The organism is Paenibacillus sp. MMS18-CY102 (genome assembly GCF_009789195.1).
Classification (GTDB): Bacteria; Bacillota; Bacilli; order Paenibacillales; family Paenibacillaceae; genus Paenibacillus_T.
The window spans coordinates 1-19,761 of sequence record NZ_WSTC01000004.1 but is presented as its reverse complement, the minus strand read 5'-3'; the positions used below and the strand labels follow the sequence as shown (position 1 = coordinate 19,761).

Annotated in this window: 14 protein-coding genes; all 14 read left to right on the top strand. The window is 49.2% G+C overall.

Features of this window, described 5'->3' with window-relative positions:
• Nucleotides 1-2,511, top strand: coding sequence for a hypothetical protein (locus GON22_RS03815; protein WP_160394788.1), 2,511 nt, complete (start codon nt 1-3; stop codon nt 2,509-2,511).
• An 87-nt stretch (nt 2,512-2,598) separates the two neighbouring features.
• Nucleotides 2,599-3,114: a hypothetical protein gene (locus GON22_RS03810; RefSeq protein WP_160394787.1), complete on the top strand. Its 516-nt coding sequence runs from the start codon at nt 2,599-2,601 to the stop codon at nt 3,112-3,114.
• 212 nt (nt 3,115-3,326) lie between these two features.
• Nucleotides 3,327-3,611 (top strand): alpha/beta-type small acid-soluble spore protein, encoded by a 285-nt coding sequence (locus GON22_RS03805; RefSeq protein WP_160394786.1) that lies wholly within the window; start codon nt 3,327-3,329, stop codon nt 3,609-3,611.
• A gap of 146 nt (nt 3,612-3,757) precedes the next feature.
• Nucleotides 3,758-4,960 (top strand): methionine adenosyltransferase, encoded by a 1,203-nt coding sequence (gene metK / locus GON22_RS03800; protein ID WP_160394785.1) that lies wholly within the window; start codon nt 3,758-3,760, stop codon nt 4,958-4,960.
• 126 nt (nt 4,961-5,086) lie between these two features.
• Nucleotides 5,087-9,454: an Ig-like domain-containing protein gene (locus GON22_RS03795; RefSeq protein ID WP_160394784.1), complete on the top strand. Its 4,368-nt coding sequence runs from the start codon at nt 5,087-5,089 to the stop codon at nt 9,452-9,454.
• 210 nt (nt 9,455-9,664) lie between these two features.
• The gene (locus tag GON22_RS03790; RefSeq protein ID WP_160394783.1) at nt 9,665-12,403 is read left to right on the top strand and encodes a stalk domain-containing protein; all 2,739 of its coding nucleotides are present in this window, start codon (nt 9,665-9,667) and stop codon (nt 12,401-12,403) included.
• Nucleotides 12,404-12,566: 163 nt separating this feature from the next.
• Complete coding sequence (locus GON22_RS03785) at nt 12,567-13,730, top strand: sensor histidine kinase (RefSeq protein ID WP_160394782.1); 1,164 nt, start codon at nt 12,567-12,569, stop codon at nt 13,728-13,730.
• A 7-nt stretch (nt 13,731-13,737) separates the two neighbouring features.
• Complete coding sequence (locus GON22_RS03780; protein ID WP_160394781.1) at nt 13,738-14,466, top strand: response regulator; 729 nt, start codon at nt 13,738-13,740, stop codon at nt 14,464-14,466.
• A 209-nt stretch (nt 14,467-14,675) separates the two neighbouring features.
• Nucleotides 14,676-15,182: an RNA polymerase sigma factor gene (locus GON22_RS03775; protein WP_160394780.1), complete on the top strand. Its 507-nt coding sequence runs from the start codon at nt 14,676-14,678 to the stop codon at nt 15,180-15,182.
• Entirely contained in the window at nt 15,182-15,859 is a 678-nt protein-coding gene (locus GON22_RS03770; RefSeq protein ID WP_160394779.1) for an anti-sigma factor family protein, read from the top strand. The genes GON22_RS03775 and GON22_RS03770 overlap by 1 nt, the downstream gene beginning before the upstream one ends.
• A 1-nt stretch (nt 15,860) precedes the next feature.
• The gene (locus tag GON22_RS03765; RefSeq protein ID WP_160394778.1) at nt 15,861-17,132 is read left to right on the top strand and encodes a hypothetical protein; all 1,272 of its coding nucleotides are present in this window, start codon (nt 15,861-15,863) and stop codon (nt 17,130-17,132) included.
• Complete coding sequence (locus GON22_RS03760) at nt 17,125-17,862, top strand: hypothetical protein (protein ID WP_160394777.1); 738 nt, start codon at nt 17,125-17,127, stop codon at nt 17,860-17,862. The genes GON22_RS03765 and GON22_RS03760 overlap by 8 nt, the downstream gene beginning before the upstream one ends.
• Before the next feature lie 616 nt (nt 17,863-18,478).
• Nucleotides 18,479-18,949, top strand: coding sequence for a hypothetical protein (locus GON22_RS03755; RefSeq protein WP_160394776.1), 471 nt, complete (start codon nt 18,479-18,481; stop codon nt 18,947-18,949).
• 237 nt (nt 18,950-19,186) lie between these two features.
• Nucleotides 19,187-19,761: hypothetical protein (locus GON22_RS03750; protein ID WP_160394775.1), on the top strand; the 575-nt coding region annotated here is incomplete at its 3' end.

Genomic DNA, 19,761 nt, shown 5'->3' with positions numbered 1-19,761 from the left:
GTGAAGAAGTGGATTAAATACGGGGTTATAACCATTACGGCTAGCAGCCTTGTACTGAATGCCGCACCTTTGACTAAGCCCCAGTTGGTTGAAGCAGCTACGATTGAAAAAACACTTAGTTCTCAATATGTCGGCTTAAAAGCTAACGCTACCCTTTCCATTCGTGATGCGCAATTTTTGATGCAAGAGAAGGGACGAGTACTGACCTTCACGGTGAATATTAATAATAACGGGAATTCTTCTGTTGATTTGATTGACTACTGGCTGCGTGTCAAAACGAAAAACGGCAAATCGTTTAAGGCAGCAGTTATTGATTCCCAGAAAGACATAACATCAATTCCTGCCAAATCAAGTAAATACTTAACTTATTACGCTGTAGTTGATTCAAGTACGAAGTTATCTGATCTTCAATTCGAAATCATTAAGTGGGATTTTTCAGTCGCCAACTATGAACGCCAGCTTGGCGTAATTAAGGCTTCCAGTAAAGAAAGCAATAAAATCGCAGCATTTAAAGACAAAACGATGATTTACGGCAGTTCAAAAATTCGATCAGCAATTAAACAGGCTTTCATAACGAAAGACCAAACGAATGCATATATTACGCTGAATTTTTTAATTGAAAATGCTGGACTTAACGCGACAGATCTTGCTAATATGCGTTTCTATATCCAAACAGACAGTAATTCTGTTTACAAAGTAAGTGCTGCTGATCTAGAGCAAGCTTCGATCCAACCAAAAGAACGGAAAATCGCGACATTGAATGTTAAGCTTCCAATTCAGGTAGCAAGCAAACCGCTTGCGCTTGTGGTGGCTTTAAACGATGACGCTTCCAAATTGGTGCTGCCTGTCGGGGAATTCACGCTCCCAGCGCTTACATCCGCTCCAGTTACTGCTGTAGGCGGAAGCCGAACCGTTTACTTTAGTGGACAGCCTGTAACAACGTCTGTGGCACCGACTACGATTGTGGATCAAGAATCGGAATCGACGACAGATAAAAGTGTTTCGCTCGAATTCCAATTGATTAATAAAGGTTCTGAAGCGTTGAAAACGCCAGATTTGGAATTCTACTTAAAAACGAAATCGAATGTGAATTATCCATTGACTTATACGAAAGATGAAAGCAAGCTTATTCCGGGCATCAAGAAGGCACTCACGCTTACAGGGGATATTCCAGGGAATGTGAAGGTTGAAGATTGTGAGCTTGTTGTTCGTACAGCAGCAACGGACAAAGATATGGGTTATGTTGTGGGCACTTATAAGACCACTTCTTCTGAAGTTGTGAAGGAAGGGACAATCAGCAGCACATTTACATATGCCAGCACTTATTCCGTTAAGCTGAATGGCATTCAACGTACGCCTATGGAAGATAACGATATGCTGGTTGCCGATATTGCCATAACAAACACAAGCAAAGTTTCGAAAAAAGTGCCGACCATTAGCGGTTATTTCCTCGTTAACGGTGTTCAAATTGAGAATGAGTCGAAACTAGTCGCGTTGGATGACACGATTACTATTGGTCCAGGAGAAACGTATAATTATATCGTTTACACGAGCATTCCTTACACGACAACTATTGGGAAAATTGCTTTTGTCGCGACGGAACCTGTGAAAGATAAGCCAGCGAAGAAGCTTTACCAGTTCTCTGGGCAAGCTGTAAATACGATACCCGTATATCAGAAGAATATGGCATATTCGATCACAAGCACCGGAAAGCATGCAACGATCCAATTGTCTCGAAATGCAATATTTAAAGGTGAGACATCCAATGTGTTTTATTCCGAGTTTGTTATTCAAAACAAAGAGAGCAGGCTAGCAAATCTAGCGAAGCTCGGCGCTTACTTGAAGGATAAGAATGGCCAAATTGTCCCGGTGACATTTGCTACGATGAAAGAAAAGGTCATGCCTAACGGTAAAGTGCTGATGTCCGCATGGGCAACACTGCCGAGTGGCTTCGATCAAACTTCATATGGGTTGTTCATTGGACAAAGTATCGAAACCGCTCCAGTGCAAGGATCAACAACTACTACTCAAAGTGTCATTATTAAGCCAGTGAACTATCAGCTCGGTAAAGAGGAGGCAGTAACGAATACTACGCTCCAGCACTTGTCATTTGCATCCTATGACTTGTCTCTACAGAAGGTACGGGCAGATATGCTAGTTAGTGGTGATTATAACGTCGATGGTATTCAATTAAGAATGAATTATTCCCTTGTTAAGGATACGAAATATGACATTGTGGCGGGCGAGCATAAAGTTATGTTTGAATTCGTCAATAACGACCGCAGGAAGGCAGTTTATACAAAGACGTTTAACCTTACATCTGTGGAAGGGTCACAAGATGAATTGCTTAAAGAAGGTACAGAGATTCCGTTATCCGTTATATTCAAAGATACACAGGTGCAGAATCAACTTGACGATCACGACACCTATACCCTGAATGTGTATGATGTGTTCCAAAACGCTAAAATTTTGATTGGTTCGAAGAAGCTTACTTGGTTTGTAGCAGGGTAATCATTAACTCAGACCAACCAATAGTGGTTTAGCTTGTCGTATTCTAGTATCCTTAGAGAAGAAGAATACGAGAGTGAGGTATAATTCATGAAATCTACTTGGCAAAAGCTCACATTGGCAGTTCTGCTGCTTGGTGGCGGAGCATTACTAGGTACGCAATGGGCCAGCACAGCGCAAGGGGACGGCGATACAGTTACGCCAGGCTCTGTTGATGATCCAGTCGTTACGAAGAGCTATGTCGACCAAATGTTAGGCAATCAGAGCGGTGTAAGCGCAGAGGATGTACAGCAGATGTTGAGTGGCTTGAAGGAGGAGCTTAGCAAGACCAGCAACCAGGTCGTTGTCGTTGCTGTTCCTGCAGGCAAAACGCTGCTTGCAGCTGACGGAGCGGAGTTCGTCGTAAGGGCAGGCAAAGCTGTTGCGTATAGCGGAGATGCAAATGGCATTTCGGACCTGACAGATGGGAAAGATATTACGAATGGCAAAGCTGTTCCGAACAATCACCTTATCCTATTCCCACGCGGTGGAAGAGGCGTAATGCCGGATCCTGCCCAGAAGAACGGGCTTACGGTCATGGTTCGCGGCAATTATGAGTTAAAGTAAAGCGAACAGATCCACTTATATGCAAAAATGAGCGGCTTCCCATAAGGAAGCCGTTCGTTAGTTCATTGTTCGTTGATTGTCCGTTCATATAGCAGCCATTCATACATATATCTTCCCCTCCTGACAAAAGGTTATACGCTTCGGTTCGGAACGAAGGGCGCACAATAACAGCACGAACCACGATTACACATTTATCTTGGAGGTGCATCATTATGGGTCGTTCGAACCAGAAAGTCGTTCCAGCCAGCAAGCATGCGCTCAATCAAATGAAGTATGAAATTGCAGCAGAATTAGGATTGATGCAATCGACAGGCGTTGTAACAGGCGCAGATACCGAATTTGGCGACGAGTTTGGCACGGTTAGCGCGTCAGGCGGACATGTTCCGTGGTCACAGTTAGCTACAAGGGATGCGGGTTCAGTAGGCGGTGAAATAACACGCCGTCTCATCAAGCAAGCTGAGTCTGTGTTGAATGGTCTAGGGACATCCATCCATTGACAGGCATGTTTCCTTCCGGTATCATAATTAAAAGAGTTGTAATAGCAACCTTTTCCTTGCGGAAAAGGTTCATTTTTTGTGTAGGCACATCGCTCTTATGCGCATAATAAAAAAAAGAAAAAGAAGATTAATAGGAGGTTGGAAAGATGTCATTGAAAGGCAGACATTTGTTCACTTCAGAATCAGTCACAGAAGGGCATCCCGATAAAATTTGCGACCAAATTTCCGATGCAGTGTTAGATGCATTCTTGGAAGTTGATCCGAATGCACGCGTAGCTTGTGAGGTTTCCGTTGCGACGGGTCTTGTACTCGTTATTGGCGAAATCAGCAGCAGCGCTGATTATGTGGATATTCCAGCAATCGTGCGCCGCACGATTAAAGATATCGGTTATACGCGCGCCAAGTATGGCTTTGACTCCAGCACTTGCGCAGTACTGACGTCGCTCAATGAGCAATCGGCAGACATCGCACAAGGCGTTAACGCAGCGCTTGAGTCGCGTGACGGCAAAGACGTACAACAAGAGAACGAAGATATTGGTGCCGGAGACCAAGGATTGATGTTCGGTTTTGCAACGAATGAAACGCCAGAACTGATGCCGCTTCCGATTGCACTTTCGCACCGGATCGCGCGTCGCCTGGCAGAAGTTCGCAAGAATGGCCAATTGGACTACCTTCGTCCTGACGGCAAAACGCAAGTTACGATCGAATATGTGGATGGCAAGCCAGTTCGTGTAGACACGATCGTCGTATCGACCCAACACGCTGAGGAAGTAACGCTGGAGCAAATCCAAGCGGACATCCGTGAGTATGTAATCAAACCGGTTGTTCCTACGGAATGGCTTGATAATGAAACGAAATACTTTATCAACCCGACGGGCCGCTTCGTAATTGGCGGACCACAAGGTGATGCGGGCCTGACGGGCCGCAAAATCATCGTTGATACGTATGGCGGTTATGCACGTCACGGCGGCGGCGCATTCTCCGGTAAAGATCCTACGAAAGTAGACCGTTCGGCAGCATATGCAGCACGTTACGTTGCGAAAAACATCGTGGCGGCAGGGCTCGCTGACAAATGCGAAATTCAGTTGGCATACGCAATCGGTGTAGCACAACCTGTATCAATCAATGTTGATACGTACGGAACAGGCAAAGTGGATGACGAGAAGCTCGTAGAAGTTATCTCCAAAAACTTCGACCTTCGTCCAGCAGGCATCATCAAAATGCTTGATTTGCGCCGTCCGATCTACGCAAGCACGGCAGCGTATGGCCACTTCGGCCGTACAGATGTTGATCTTCCTTGGGAACGCGTTGACAAATCAGAACAGCTCAAAGCTGACGCATTCGTGTAATCGATTAAATTGTAAGAAGCTCTGGACCTGAGGTCCAGAGCTTCTTTGTGTTTCAGCCATTTTCTCTAAACATTTCCTTATCAAATGCCGTTAATAGAGGTACGAGTGACTTTTTGAGGAGTGGTCATGTTGGTTCGGATTCAAAGAAAACTATCATTTATTGTAGCTATGGTACTCGTCTTGGAATTGGCGATAGCTGGAATCGTAGGTCGGCCGCAAGAAGCGGTGGCAGCCGCTAACGGGCCTTTGCTGATCGCAATGAGTCCATCCGACAACGCGACCGGCGTTATGCCAAGCGATAAGCTGTTGCTTACGTTTGACGAGAATGTTCAACGGGGGACAGGATCTGCTGCTGTCTCAATCCGCAAAGTATCAGATAATAGCATAGCGGAATCTTATGAGATTGCTACGAGCCCGCTAGTGTCGATTGGCACGAATCGTAACGTCGTCACGATTGACCCGACTGATAGTTTGCTAGTGGCAGGAGAAGCGTATTACGTATGGATCGATGCGGGCGCGTTCCGCAATGATAACGGCCAGAACTTTGCAGGGCTGACAAATGCGATGTCTTGGAATTTCTGGATGAGGAACAACAACGCTACACCACCGCAATTAACGCAGCAGGTACCGGCTTCAGGAGCAGTTGCACCGATTGATACGGCGCTGTCGTTGAAGTTTAACGAGCCGGTGTTCGCAGCAACGGGCATTATTACGATTCAAAATGTTACAACAGGCAACGCAGCCGATACGCAGTCGATCAGTGTCGTCTCACCGAATGTGCGCGGCAGTGGCACAGATACGTTGACGATTACGACAACTGGAGCTTTGATTCCAAACAATACATATGAGGTGCTCGTTCCAGCATCAGCGATTTCGGATGTTGATGGCAGTGCTTTCGCAGGCATCGGCTCGGGACAATGGCGCTTCACAACTGCTGCACCTCCCATCCTATATGTACCAAAGAGTCCAGCAGATGATGCTACGAGCGCTGAATTAAGCGGCAATTTGCAAATCAGTTTCGGCGTTAACATCGCAGTTGCAGATGGCAATAAGAAAATATCAATAAACCGAGTAGCTGATAATGCGACTGTTCAGCAGTTATCCGTTGCATCAAGTTCAATTAGTGGAGGATTAGTTAGCATTCCTTACGGAACGCTGGCAGAAGGTACCGAATATTACGTGTTAATTGAGGCGGGTTCCTTCAAAGATCTTGACACCGGTGCGGTACTGTTCCAAGGGATTTCATCTGCTACTGCATGGAACTTCAAAACGAAGCCCGGTGTCGATACGACACCGCCTGCTGTTAGTGGGTTGAATCCGCTTAATAGCAGTGTGCAGAGTGTATTGCGCTTCCCACTGACGATTCAATTTAACGAAGCAGTATTGCCGGCAAACGGAAATATCGTGATTAAAAATACGGATAATAATACGGTGTTTGAGACGATTCCTATTACTTCTGCTCTCGTTACAGGGGGAGGAACGAACGTATTGACGATCAACTTGCCAGCTGGCAAGTCGTTTGTTAACAATGCTTCGTATGAAGTGCAAATTGGCAATCAAGCGATTATCGACCGCAGTGGCAACCTGTTCGGCGGCTTGGCGAGTGGCCAATGGACATTTAGAGTTACGCAAGATACGACGGTGCCAACACTTGTTACGGTTGCGCCAATTAGCGGTTCCAACGCGGTCCAGACAAATGCTGCACTCGTCGCAGAATTCAGCGAGCCAATTGCATTGCCAGCTACGACAGGGACAGTTACGGTCAAACGGTCGGGAACGTCAACTGGCACATTAGCTACGCAATTGTCGGTTGATCCACAGAATAACAAGAAGCTAATCATTAAGCCGACTGCAACAGGTAGTGGCGATGCATTAAGCGCCAATACGCTTTATTATGTCGAGATGCAGGAAGGTTCGGTTACCGACCTTGCCGGCAATCGGTTTGCCGGCATTTTGAACGAATATCAATGGTCATTCCGTACGATCGGATCAGATGGCATGGCCCCAACACTTACAGGTGCTGAGATGTCCAGCGGGTCGTGGATTACGCTCAAATACAACGAGGATCTCGATCCGAATTCCGTTCCATCTACTGCCAACTACTATGTGACAGTGAATGATGTTCCGCGCGCCGTAATCGGCGTCAAAATAAGCGGAGCAACTGTTAGCATCCAGTTGCAAAGTTCGGTCGTATTCGGCCAAGTTGTGAAAGTGTCCTATTCCAAAGGGACAGCTCCAATTCAGGATGTATCGCGAAACGCATCAACGAGCTTTACGGGCTATACGGTTACGAATACTTCAGATACAACGCAGCCGCGCCCGTTATCGGGAACGGTGACTGGAAACACGGTTACGCTACAATTCAGCGAGGATCTGGCTGCGCTTAACAACTATGCGTATTACCAGTTCCAAGTAAAGGTGAATGGAAGCAGTTACGGAATTGCTTCGGCAATGGGCGGCGGTCCATACGTGATCCTAACGCTAACAAGCAATGTGCCGGAAGGGCAAGCGGTATCAGTCACCTACACAGCGAACTCGTATCCGCTAAAGGACTCGGCAGGCAACGCCGTTCAGTCATTTGCGGACTTCTACATTCGCAATGGGGTGGATACAAAAGCACCTACACTCGTATCAGCAGTATCAGCTGGCAACAAGCTGACATTGACGTATGACGAGGGATTAGATCGCAGCTCGGTACCAAGCAGCTCGCAATTTTCGGTGCTTGTAGCAGGTACTTCGAGACCTGTTCAATCGGTAGAGATCAACAATAATCAAGTCATCTTGACGCTTTCCATTGCGGTTAGCAGTACGCAGCCGGTAATCGTGAGCTACGTTACGGGTACGCCAGCATTGAAGGACCTGTCAGGCAATGCAGCGCCGACTTTTGGGGGCGTGACAGCCAATATCACGAATGGATTGACCCAAATGACAGGGGCATCTGTTATTGGCGCTACGTTGACGGTATCGTTTAACGAAGTGTTGAATCCTTCTTATGTACCGCTTATTACGCAGTTTTCTGTGAAGGTGAACAACGTCGTTCGCCCACTGTTACAAGCTAGCATTTCGAACAATTCAGTCGTGCTTACGCTGACAGGCCCTGTCACGTTTGGTGATGTTGTAATGCTATCGTACAGCTCGACTAATGCTTTATTGCGCACGATGTCTGGCACGCTCATTGGCGATATTACTAACGCTGTAGTTACTAACCAGACCACGAATGGCCAGACTGGCGGAACTGTGACGGATGGCAACGTATTGCTGAAGCCGCAGGACGCTACTGCATCAAGCGACCTATCGCCAGCGGGGCGTTCAGCGCAACGCTACACATTGACTGCTGACAAAGTGACTGCAGCCTTCAATGCAGCACGTTCGAGCAGTGCGAAGCTGCCGAGAGTGACGTTTGAAGTGCCAGTGACGGAAGGGGCGGCGCTAGTCGCCGTGCCGATCTCTGCACTGGAAGCAGCTAAGAGCAACGCTTCTAATGCTTCCTTCATGGTAAGATACGGTGATCTAACTTATGAAGTGCCGCTCTCTTCTATTGATTGGGTGGAGCTGCGCAAGGTTGGCGGAACGTCCGGCCTGTTGCTCTTTACAATGGATAAAGGCGCTGGATCACAAAGCTCGGCGATCCAAGCTGCACTGGCAACCTCGAAAGCGCAATTGGTTGTAGGGCCGTTATCCTATGAACTATTCGTCGTGAATGGAACGGCAACCAATACGGTTAAGCAATTCAGCGGATACTTGACGCGTACGGTTCATACGACGACGAAGCTGGACCCACGCCAGACGGCTGCGGTATGGCTTGATCCGGAAACTGGCGTATTGTCTTATGTACCGACGACTGTCGTACAGGATACGACAGGTTCTACGATCACATTTAAGCGAAAAGGAAACAGTGCTTATGCGATCGTGAAGGGCGGAGTCGAATTTACGGATACGAGCAAGCATTGGGCATACAGCGACATCATGCTGCTTGCGAATAAATATATTGTTGAGGGCCGCTCGACATCGAAGTTTGAACCAACGAAACCGGTAACTCGCGGTGAATTCGCAATGTTCATTTCCCGTGGGCTCGGCCTGACGGGCGACAAAGCTTCAGCGGCCAAATTCAAAGACGTTAATCAGAATGCTACGTTGGCGTCCTATATCGGTGCAGCGACGAAAGCGGGAATCGTGCTAGGCAACTCGGACGGTACGTTTAAGCCGAATAGCTACATTTCCCGACAAGAAATGGCGGTCATGCTGATGCGGGCTGCTTCGGCAGCAGATGTGCGAGTAGATTTGCCGCAGACTACATCGGCTTACTTGAGCAAGTTTAAGGATAAGTCGAAGATCGGCACTTGGGCACAGCAGGATGTCGCCAAGGCGGTATTTGCCCAATTGATCAATGGCCAGACATCAACGACATTTGCTCCGCAAGCGAATGCGACGCGGGCAGAAGCGGTCATTATGATTAAAAGGTTACTCGACTATCTCGAGTTCATAGAGGTTTAACAGAAAAGAGTCTGATCCTTTCCGTCCGATGGCGGCGAAGGGTCAGGCTCTTTTTTGTTGCTGTGCCAGCTTGTGAAATAAGTAGTGAGTGAATTATTACCAATATGAATCACCTCACAAGAGATGATAGAGTTATTCTATCAACGTAACTTTTCACGGTAAAAGAAGTCTATAACTTATAGACTTCATAGATAGGAGAGTTGTACCAACATGAAAGAACGTCATCATCAAAAGGGTCGTTTTGTACCTTTCAACCATAGCTTGGCCCAAAAAGCAATTGTTGTTGCTATCGGAGGGGCGCTGCTGCTGCAGCCGCTCCAATCAGTTCTGCCATTGGGCAATGTAGATGTAGTTGCGGCTGCAAGCAGCACGGCGGCTACTCAGTTGAAAAATGCAAACATGTCCATGACGGAGCAGACCCGCTATCCGATTGCTTCCGGCGTACAACGAATTGATTACCGCTGGACCCCAGCGAAAGGGAGCGGTACGGTCAATGTTCATGTCATTGAAATCGATTTGTCCAACCCCTATGTACAGTTGAACGCAATGAGCGGCAAAGGCAGCACCGTTGCAAACTTGAGCAATGTTCTGAATATGGCCAAGGAGAATGGGGCCGTCGCCGCAGTGAATGCTGATGTATTTCAAACAGGCAGCTCGTCAGATAACTCGCCAATGGGACCGCAAATAACGAGCGGAACGCTCATGTCCGGACCGATGCAGCTGAAAGGGATGTATTCCTTCGGCGTGACGAAGAGCAAGACGCCTTCAGTCGATTTGTACAGCTTCGATGGTACGCTAACGGCTGAAGATGGCAGCACTTTCCCGATAGCAGGGATGAACGAATCGGCATACCGGACCGAGCCGAACAATGGCTACAGCCACGCAAATGCGATCTATGTATACACGAGTGCATGGACGGCGGCCACGCGTCCGAAGGACAGCAATACGACACCGACCGAAGTGCTGGTGCGCAATGGGAAAGTCGCACAGATTACGAAGAGCGGCGAAACGCTGCCGATGCAGCCGCCTGCAGACGGTTATATTTTGCGAGCACATGGGACAGCTGCAAAATTTATTAATGAGCATTTGACCGTCGGTTCCGCCGTCAATGCCGATTATTCGCTCGTGTCGCAGACGACGGGCCAAAAGATTGATACGGCATCCTATCAAATGATGGTTGGCGGGCATACGATTCTCGTAGACAATGGAAAAGCAGCAACCTTCTCGCGTGACATCACCGGCGTTAGCGGCTCCAGTGCGGTCTACCGGACGGCTGTCGGTTATACGAAAGATGAGAAGAAGGTGCTCATGATCACGGCTGAGGGGACGTCGACACGCAACGGAATGTCCCTCAAAGAGCTGCAAGAGGCGATGGTGGCGCTTGGTGTATGGAAGGGCATTGATTTAGATGGTGGAGGCTCAACGACGATGGTGGAGCGGCCGCTTGGGGAATTCACGCTCAAGACGGCGCATCCAACAACGGGCGGCAGTTATCTGCGCCCAGTTGCCAACGGCATTGGCGTATTTAGCACGGCGCCTAAAGGGAAGCTGGAGGGATTACTGCCCAGCGGTGCGAATACGCTGTTTATTGGACAGTCCGCGGATTACAGCCTGAAAGCGTACGATAACTATTACAACCCAGTGGATGCTTCCTCCTTAAAGGCACAATGGAAGGCAACGGGCAACATCGGCATGTTTAGTGGTGCGAGCTTCTCCGCGCTTAAATCAGGGCAAGGAACGATTCAAGTGTCGGCATCCGGCGTGACGGGCCAGCTTCCTATAAATGTAATTGGTGCAGACCAAATTGCGAACATGACTATTGATGCATCGTCTGGTTCTTTGGAATCAGGTACACAAATAAAAGCTACAGTGAAAATTGTGACGAAAGACGGACTGAATTATACCGTTCCTTCCGAATCTATAAAGTGGGAGTTCCAAGGGTTCAGCGCAGACGCGAACGGCAACAGCTTTACGATTAACAAAGTCAATAACGGTGCGGCGGTTGGTTATGCCATTGCCCGTTATGATGGCTATCCTGTTATGTTGACGCTAACGCAAGGCTCTTCCTCTGCTATGTGGGAAACGTTCGAGAAAGTGGCCTATGGCATTACGTTCGAATCGACAGATGGAGCGTCAGGCGGCGTGCAATTAACGAGTGGCTTATCCGGCAAACCATCTTCAACAGTGCTGCAGCTACGCTACGATTTCACGAAGGGGATCGGATCAGGCAAGACGCTGGCCGCGTACGCAGCGCTTAACGGGACGGGACGCCAAGTAAGCGGGACGCCAAGCGGCATGGAGCTGGATGCTTATGGCGATAACAGCTTCAACTGGCTTCGTATGGAAGTGAAAGATAACAGTGGCAAGCTCGTTTATATTGATTTGGCCAAGTCGATTAATTGGACCGGATGGAAGACGTTGAAAGTTGATTTCTCTTCCTATGGCTTGGCTTACCCAATCACGATAAAACGCTTCTATGTCGCTAATATTGCGCAAGACCAGGATGAACGCAACGCGACGGGGGTCATCGCTTTGGATGATATTACGATGCTGTACCCGCCTTCACTTCCGGCGTTAGAGCGTCCATTCATCAAGCTGGAATTGAACCAAAAAGCAGCAACCATCGGCAGCACGCCTGTTAAATTGGACGTAGCGCCAATTGCGCTAAACGGCGTGACGTATTTGCCGCTCGTATTCATTGCGGACGCGATGGGAGCAAAGGTAGGATGGGATTCGGCGGACAAACGGGTAACCGTCATTCGCGGGGACCGTATGCTGGAGATGCGGATCGGCAGCAAAGATATTATCGTCGATGGCGTCCGCCAGCCAGCAACTGCCGCGCCGATTATTCGGGAAGGGCGCACGCTTGTGCCGCTTCGTTTGATTTCGGAACAGCTTGGCCTGAAGGTTGGATTTGATGGCGCTACGAAGTCGGTAACGGTTGAGTAACGGAGCATTCGAAACGAAACGAGTATGTGCCGCTGCAGAAAGCGCGTAACAATAGGTATTCTGCATGATTGCCATTGGTCGGCAATATATGGTTTTCTAGGATGTAGGAAGTTTTGTTATAATGGAAGCAGCTTCCCTACATAGAAAGGAAACCAGAGCGGATATGGATACTCGGATTCAAGACATCAATAATGTGATTAGCAATGCGATTAGCGTCATGGAAGATAGCAAAGTGCAAATCTTTGAAATATGCGAATCTGCGCGCAAGGAGCTTCAAGCGTTAGAGCAGGAGCTGAATGCAGTTCTGCGCGAAGCTGCTGAAGTCATCGAGAAGGTGGATCAGCTGGAGCAGAAGTATCGCCTTGCGCGCATTCGTTTAACAGAGGTCAGCCGGGATTTTGTCACCTTTAATGAGCAGGACATTAAGAGTGCCTATGAGAAGGCGACGCAAATTCAAGTCGATAAGCTGATGTACAGCGAGAAAGAGCAGTACTTGAAAGCGCGGAGGGATGACCTGCAGAAGCGGGTTAAAAATGTTGACCTCTCCATTGAGCGGGCACAGACGATCCATTCCCAGATTAATGTCGTGCTCGAATATTTATCAGGTGATTTGAACCAAGTGACGCGCATTCTTGAATCCGCCAAAAACAGGCAGCTTATTGGATTGAAAATTATTTTGGCACAGGAAGAGGAACGGAAGCGGATTGCTCGAGAAATTCATGACGGTCCGGCGCAAGGGCTTGCCAATCTAGTTCTTAGGATGGAAATTGCAGAAAGAATGATCGTGAAGCAGGAATTCGAGATGGTACAGCACGAATTAATAGACTTGAAGGCGCAAGTACGTACCGGTCTCGAGGAAATCCGCAAAATTATATTCAACCTGCGGCCGATGGCATTAGATGATCTAGGTTTGGTGCCGACGTTACGGAAATACGTGCAGGATTTTGAAGAAAAATCACGGATTCGGACGACATTCGAGACGATCGGTCGAGAAGTTCGTTTGCCCTCTGCGATGGAGGCTGGGATATATCGACTAGTTCAAGAGGCGTTTACTAATGTCATGAAGCATGCCAATGCTACGTTCGTGTCCCTCGAGATGACGTATCAGGCCCAATTGGTGAAGTTCTGCGTGGTGGATAATGGGATTGGCTTCCAAGCCGAACCGTCAGAAACGAAAACAGAGCATCCTGGGTCGCATTTCGGTTTAATCGGAATGAAGGAACGCGTCGAGTTACTGGAGGGGAGGATGGAGATCGAATCGGCTAAAGATCAGGGAACGAAGATTACGATCCACATTCCCGTAAACGCGAAGGAAAGAAAGGAGTAACATGACGATGGATGTAAAAACAACGGTCGATAAGAGACGAATTAAACTTCTTATTGCGGACGATCATCAGCTATTCCGAGAAGGCTTGAAACGGATTCTGAATATGGAAGAAGATCTGGAAGTTATCGGAGAATGCCATAACGGAATTCAAGTGCTTGAATTTTGCAATCATACACAGCCGGAAATCGTGTTGATGGATATTAATATGCCAATCGAGAACGGTGTTATCGCGACCGAGCGTCTGCGCGACATGTTCCCCGAAATAAAAGTTATTATTTTATCAATACATGATGATGAGAGTTATGTATTCGAGACGCTTCGTAAAGGGGCAACTGGCTATCTGCTCAAGGATATGGAAGCTGAAGCGTTAATAAATGCCATTCGTTCAGTCATGACGGGGTATTCTTACATACATCCAAAAGTGACCGGAAAGCTCATTAACCAGCTCCGCCGCATGACTTATCTCGACGAGATGGGTGCTGTTTCGGGCGCGGCAGCTGGCAAGGAGACAGGCGTGAAGTTCGTTGCGGGCGAGGATAATCCGTTAACACGCCGCGAAGCGGAAGTGCTGCGGCTTATGGCAGAAGGCAAGAGCAACAAAACGATTGGCGAGTTTCTGTTTATTAGCGAGAAGACAGTCAAAAACCATGTCAGCAGCATCCTGCAAAAAATGGAAGTTGACGATCGTACACAAGCGGTTATTCATTCGATCAAGTTTGGTTGGGTAACGTTATAATTTATTTGGATATTTTAATTTCTCATCATCTGAAGCCGTTTTTGGGCGTACTCGTCCAAAGGCGGCTTTGTTGCGTTTATGAGGGCGGAAAAATATTTTCTAATGGGTGCAGGGGTTAGCGGTTCCCATTCGTCTATTACATAGAGAGAGGGGGGAGAGAGATTCGCGACGAGGATATTGTTCAGAAAGTGTTAGACGGGGAGAAGGAAATGTTCAGCTTGCTCGTGGAACGGCACCGCCAATCGATGTATGCGGCAGCCTATGCCGTCCTTCGGGATGCAGAGCAGGCTGAGGATGCCGTGCAGGAAGCGTTCTTGCGTGTCTATCTCTCTCTCCCGTCATGCCGCCTGGATGGGCTGCGGACGTGGATGGCCCGAATTGCCGTAAATACGGCCATCGATGCCCAGCGTCGGGAACGGAGGCGCCTTGAGGTGGCGCAACAAGCTGCAAATGAAGATCAGGTACATATCGCCGGAGAGGTCCGTAATAGCCCAGAAGAAACTTTGCTGCGCAAGGAACGCAATTCTCAATTGCAAGGGCTGCTCGAAGCATTGCCAGTTGGGCAAATGCGCGTCGTAAAGGCTTTTTATATCGATGAATGCAGCCAACGTGATATCGCCGTGCAAGAGAAGGTTGAAATAAAATCGATCGAATCAAGATTGTACCGGGCACGGCAGTGGCTGCGGTCGCAATGGGAGAAAGGGGACGGTACCTAATGCATTGGAACGTGGAGCAGTGGAAGGCATATTTGCTCGGATCATGGACAGAAGCGGAGCGGGAGCAGGCAGAGGCCCATCTGTACGAATGCGATGCCTGTTTGGAACGCTGGATGGCGGCAATGGAAGAAGCGCAGCAAGCAATGGCTATGCCGCCCCTCTCGGATGAACAAGCGACCGCGCTAACGGATGAAACGATGGCGGCAATTGCAAAGCTGCCTGCCTATGGCAACGCGGCTGGGAACGGACCGATCGGGATCGGGCATGGCCAGAGTGATGCTGGGAGCGACGCTGGATTGAGGCTCGAGTCTGACAAGGCGGAGAGAAAGGGGACAGAGCCAGTTGGTCCCATCAAAATCGTTGCTGGACCTGCCTCGCCGCGGCGTAGGAACGCGAACCGGCATCCGCGCAGAGAACGCCGGCAGACGATGATTCATTATGCAGTTGCTGTATGCATTACCTTCGCGCTCATGTCTACCGGCATTCTAAAAGGGGCATACGCGCAGCCCCCATCGCCAACTGCGGTGGAGGAAACAGCAGCTTCAACCATTCATCCGTCTGAAACGGGTAAGGCATCTTATGTCGAGCGGCTAATGAGCCGAACAGTTGGCCTGTTGGACCAATGGACGGACCGAGCGGCTGGCAGTAAACAAAATCAAATTCGAGAGGAGAAATAACGTGAATCCTGTTGCGATTTTACTGCTGGGCTTTATCCCGGGGGTTGGGCATTATTTGATCGGGCGCAAAGCAAGAGCAGTTGTGTATCCCGTGCTTATCGTTGGAATTCTATTATTTATGCTGATGGCTGCCATTATGGTGAGTGATGACGATCCGCTTCTCGCCGGGATCGGCATCGGTTTTTTCTTATGGATTATCCAAATGATCGATCTGGTCGTCGGTTTGCTGCGCTATTCGCGTACGCAAGGCGCCATGACGGGATTAGGTGGAACTGTATGGAAGGAGCCCGCTGCTGGCCAGGGCTGCAAGGGAGAGGCAGTGGGCGCGGAACATCGTATATATACAGCGTCCAATGCTAGCTTTGATGGGTCGCTGGGAGAAGGGGCAATGCAGCCGGGAACAGAGGGGAAGCAAGCTTTTCATAATCTGCAAGGAGCTAATGGCCTTCCCAACCTGAATGGCTACTCCAATCAAGTGCAGGCACAACAGACGAACGAGCGCTTTTACACGATTCTATTGTCATTCTTGCCGGGGCTTGGCCATCTTCAGCTTGGCTTGCTGCAGCGAGGCATTACGTTTATGGTCGGATTTTTCGGCTTATTTATGATGATTGTATTCGTTAGCGTCTTGTCTGATCAGCCAGGGTTCCTTGTATTTCTCGGGGCGCTGCCGATCATATGGGTATATAGCATGTTCGATGCAGTACGTATGGTAGGGCGCAAACAAGCCGGCGAGACGCTAATTGACCGGTCTGTTTTGGAAGACTTCGAAAGCCATAGGGCAAACGGCAAACGAAGCCGCTGGGTTGCGATCTTGTTATCGATATTGCCAGGTGCGGGCCATATGTACCTAGGATTGCAGCGCAGAGGGTTTCAATTAATGGCTGGATTTTTAATCGCTTTCTACTTGCTTGATACGCTTCGCTTGTCGCTATTTCTGGTTTTCTTGCCGCTGCTCTGGTGCTATTCGCTATTCGATGCGCTTCAGCATGTGTCACGGAGTGAGGGGGCGGCGATAGAGGATCGCCCAATCGTAGAGTGGCTTGTTAACCGCCAACGTTGGGTAGGAATTGGCCTTCTGGTGTTGGGCGCTTATTACGTATTTGACCAAATTGGAATGGACTTGATTCAGCGGTATTATGGCGATTACCATCTAACCTATGAAATTAAACGTTATGTCCAAACGGGCGCAGTTGCACTAGCATTCGTGCTCGGGGGCTTCAAGCTGCTGCTTGGCGGCAAGCGTGATGGGGAGGCATCCAAGCATGAGTAATCCGCCAGTAAAGCAATGGCGTGTCGGAACATGGTCAATGGGCATCGCCCTTATTATGACGGGAGCGCTGCTGGGAGTTGCGCAGTTTAGTGGAACATCGGGCTGGATCGATCACACCTGGCTATGGTGGCCGCTGCTTGCAGTCGCACTTGGCATTGAAATTATTATTCATTTGGCCATGAGCAAGGACCAGAACCCGATAATTCGATATGACTTGTTTAGTATCGTTGCATTGTCGCTGTTAGGGGGACTGTGCTTATTTCTCGCAGCTGCACAATCGACAGGCGTGTTGGACGAAATAAAGCAGTCGCTAGACTCGGAATATCGAACGGTTGAAATAGCGCCAATTGTGAAGGAAGTTGAATCGCCGGTTAAACGAATCGTTGTACAGGCGGACGAATGGCTTGGCCGATCGCTTCGTGTGGATGCCGCACCATCAAGCGATGTACCGCAAGTAACGGCGTTTGGGGATTGCCGTATTGCTGTGGCGGGCGGCAACAAGGATCCGGAAGCGATAGAGATGGCTCAAACACGCCTTGTAGGCGGAACAATGTATATTAGCCTGCATAAACCTGCTGAAGGGAGAGGATTCGATGATGCGAGTGCACAATGCTCGGTTACCGTCGTGATCCCGCAGCATATGCCAGTCGAACTGGATACCGGCGATAACAACCTGACGCTCCCTAATGGCCAGTTGCCGCAGGGATGGTCCCGGACCAAAAGAGGATAGCTGAAAGAGGAGTATAAGAGCAAAAGATCAAAAGATCAAAAGAGCAAAAGATCAAAAGAGCATAAGAGCATAAGAGCATAAGAGCATAAGAGCATGCTTGTTGCCGCAAGCGGGGCAGTGGGCTGTACCTCTGCTGGCGGATGGCATTGCAGTTTCTGCAATGGCAGCTGCATTTAATGGCTGAATTAGGGTTGTTGTTGCATTTGATACAATGGGAAATTAGCGTAATGGAGTGTTTGCCCTTTGAACAGGGTTGAAGGGACGTGTCTCCTTGCACGAAATGCAATGGCAGGCAGTAACTTCGCTGAGATTCAATCTTGCCATTGTACGGAATACAATGACAATAAACATTAGGTGTGGCAAGGTTTTGGCATCCGCAGCATGCGTGTTTATGGAGCGTTGATTGGTTGCTCACAACTAATCCATTGTTTATGCACCACATGTAGTTTGCAGAGTGACTTTCAATTGGGCAGAAGGAAGTGTTCAAAGAGCGGCAGGGCTGTAATAGTTTATGGTATGAGTTCAGCTACAAGAAATGCTCGGTGTTTGTTGTCCTCTTTGCCCGTAACCGATGGGCGGTGCGCCGCATATAGTGTCGCATAAGGAGGTGGCCGAGATGATTTCATTGCTTGCGCTTGTACTCGGCAGCTACGTGCTTGCGGCGTTGTCGGTGCACCTAATCCGCTACTATGCTACTCGAAGCAAAAAGGCAAACAGCCGGCACTATGTGCTCTTCGCGCGCAATGATGCGTCACGAATGGAATGGTTTATTCGATCAATTCAATGGTTTTCTTCCCGCTCGGGCACAGACGTACGCATTACCGTTATCGATTGCGGTTCGTCTGACGAGACAGTAGCGATAGCAGGACGATTTGTTTCCTCAGGTTTGGAATTTATCGTAGACGATGCCTTTGCCGATCAAGACCGCCCGCTGCGGTCCAGCAGCTATGTCCGTGGAGGGGCGCGTGCACAGGCCGGTCCGGCTGGAAAATTCGCAGAAGCAGGAGATGGCTCAGCTCGAAGTAGCCAAGCTGTATTTGTTGATTTGAACAGGCCCGAGGATTTGGCGAAGCTTCCTTTATTTTGACGGCGGCTAGCCTGGCTGTTAACTTGAAGCTGGACTCGTACGAGGCTTGCGAATGGCGGATCGATGATTTACAATGAGTGGGAATAGGGTTACTAAGGACGTGAAGCACACTCCTTCGCCAACTGGCGATGGGTGTGCTTTTTTTGTTGTTTTCATAGGCAACAGGCGATCGGCTAAGGGGGAAAGCAATCAAGGGCGAGGCAGCGTTGGCGTTGAAAATGAGGGGAGAGAACGAATATGAAAGTCGAGTTATATGTCGTACATACTCAAAATGAGTGGAGAGCGCGGTGGACGCTAGCGCTACAAGTTGACATTGCTTTTTGGCGGGATGAAGCGCGGGGGCCTACAGCTTTGCTGTGCTGGCATGAAAAGCTTTCGCTTGGCCATGCAGAGGAAGCCGTTCTTCGTTGGCATGAGGCTGGTGGGGAGCGGGTGAAGAAGGAACCGGAGGCGATTCGCTTGTTGTATCGCTGTGTTCGAGAGGCTGCGGGGAATGGTAAAAGTAATGCGCTTGAGGTGCCTTTAAGGCGAGTTGATTTGTCTCAGGCGAGTTCAAAGCGGCTGTTGCCGAAACAGGTTATGCAAGCTGTTGCACGACGGCTTGAAGGCCGAGCTGCGCTTGCGAGCGAAGCGCTCGCGCTGCTTGCAGCTGGCGGGCCGCCCGCCTGCGGTGCGGTCGCCGCAGGCGGCTGGAGCGCGCTAGCGCCCGCGCTCCAGCAGGCCTCGCTTCGCGGCCTGCTGCGCCTGCGCAGCGCGGTCGCGCCGCTGCCGCCGCCGGCTTCGCCGTGGCGCCGGCTGCTTCTGATCCGGAG